Origin of the sequence: Methanobrevibacter sp. (assembly GCF_045220775.1) — an archaeon.
Taxonomy (GTDB): Archaea; Methanobacteriota; Methanobacteria; order Methanobacteriales; family Methanobacteriaceae; genus Methanocatella.
The window spans coordinates 1-1,735 of record NZ_JBGUWC010000082.1; the positions used below are offsets into that span (position 1 = coordinate 1).

A 1,735-nucleotide genomic window follows, 5' to 3' on the forward strand; every position below is an offset into this window, starting at 1 on the left:
ATCTGTGAACGTACAGTCAGATGTTAACATAGGTTTAGTTGGTCACGTAGACCATGGTAAGACTACTCTTACTAAAGCATTATCAGGTGTATGGACTGACACTCACAGTGAAGAAACAAAAAGAGGTATTTCAATACGTTTAGGTTATGCAGATATTGAATTTAGGAAATGCCCTAACTGCGGAGAGCCTGAATGCTACACTACTTCTGAAAAATGTGAAATCTGTGGGAGTGAAACTGAATTAATTAGAAAAGTATCATTCGTTGATGCTCCAGGTCACGAAACTCTTATGGCAACTATGTTATCTGGTGCTGCAATTATGGATGGTGCAGTATTAGTCATTGCTGCAAATGAAACTTGTCCACAACCACAAACAAAAGAACATCTTATGGCACTTGATGTAATCGGTGTTAAGGATGTAATAGTAGTTCAAAACAAAATTGATATTGTTTCAAAAGAAAGAGCTATTGAAAGTTATAATGAAATTAAGGAATTTGTTAAAGGTACTTGTGCTGAAGATGCTTTAATAATACCTGTTTCTGCTCAACAAGGAGCTAATGTAGATATATTAATCGAAGCAATGCTCAAACAAATCGAACCTCCGGAAAGGAATGTTGATGATACTGCATTGATGCATGTTGCAAGGTCATTCGACATTAACAAACCTGGTTCCGGCGCCGATAAGATTAAAGGTGGAGTTATAGGCGGTACTTTAATCCAAGGTACCTTCAAGCTTGGAGATACTATTGAGATTAGGCCAGGCCCTACCAATGAAGGTAGAAGGCTCACTTTAACATCTGAAATCATCGGTCTTGAAGCCAATGGAAAACAGGTTAAGGAAATCGGTCCGGGAGGTCTTGTAGGTATTGCAACCAAATTAGATCCATCTTTAACTAAATCTGATTCTTTATCCGGTACTGTTGCCGGTGAAGAAGGTACATTGCCTGATGTATTGGACAGTTTTACAATGGAAGCTAATTTACTCGACCGTGTAGTGGGTACTAAAGAAGAACGTGAAGTTGCTCCAATTAAAATTAAAGAACCTTTAATGATTAATTGCGGTACTACAACTACAATTGGCGTTGTTACATCTACTAAAAAAGACGATGTTGATGTTAATCTTAAATTGCCGGTTTGCGCAAGCCCTGGTGATAGAGTAGCTTTAAGTCGTAGAGTCGGAGCTCGTTGGAGATTAATCGGTTACGGTATTATTAAATAGAGGGAAGATAATGAACTCTAAAGAAGTTGTAATAGATACCAATTTTTTTATGGTTCCTTTTCAGTTCAATGTTGATATAATCACTGAACTTGAAAAATTATTACCTTCTTACAAATTAACAACTCCAAGCTTTGTTATCAATGAATTGAAGGGTTTGAAAAAAAATAGTAAAGGAAAAATAAGGTTGAATGCAAATTTGGCCTTAAAGTTAGCTAATTCTTCAAAAGTTGAAATAAAGGATATTTCATTACTTGAAAATGAAACTGTGGATGATGCGTTGCTTAGAGTTTCAGAAGTTTTAGCTACAAACGATATAGAATTGAAAAATCGTGCAAAAGATAAAGGAATAACTGTTGCATATTTAAGACAAAAAAAATATATTGCTGTTGAAGGTAAAATATAATATTAATTAAACTTATTAATAATTAAATGAGGGATTATTTTGTATTATAAAACAAAAATTAAGGATATTGTAAGAATACCACCTTACAGATTTGAAGATCCTCTTGAAGAAGT

General features: G+C 34.6%; 2 protein-coding genes. Both read left to right on the forward strand.

From position 1 onward, the window contains the following. Positions 1 to 4: 4 nt before the first annotated feature. A complete protein-coding gene (locus tag ACJROP_RS05110; RefSeq protein WP_406534411.1) occupies positions 5 to 1,219 on the forward strand; it encodes a translation initiation factor IF-2 subunit gamma in 1,215 nt (404 codons plus the stop codon). Between the two features lie 10 nt (positions 1,220 to 1,229). Continuing rightward, complete coding sequence (locus ACJROP_RS05115) at positions 1,230 to 1,622, forward strand: PIN domain-containing protein (protein WP_406534410.1); 393 nt, start codon at positions 1,230 to 1,232, stop codon at positions 1,620 to 1,622. The last annotated feature ends 113 nt before the right edge of the window (positions 1,623 to 1,735 follow it).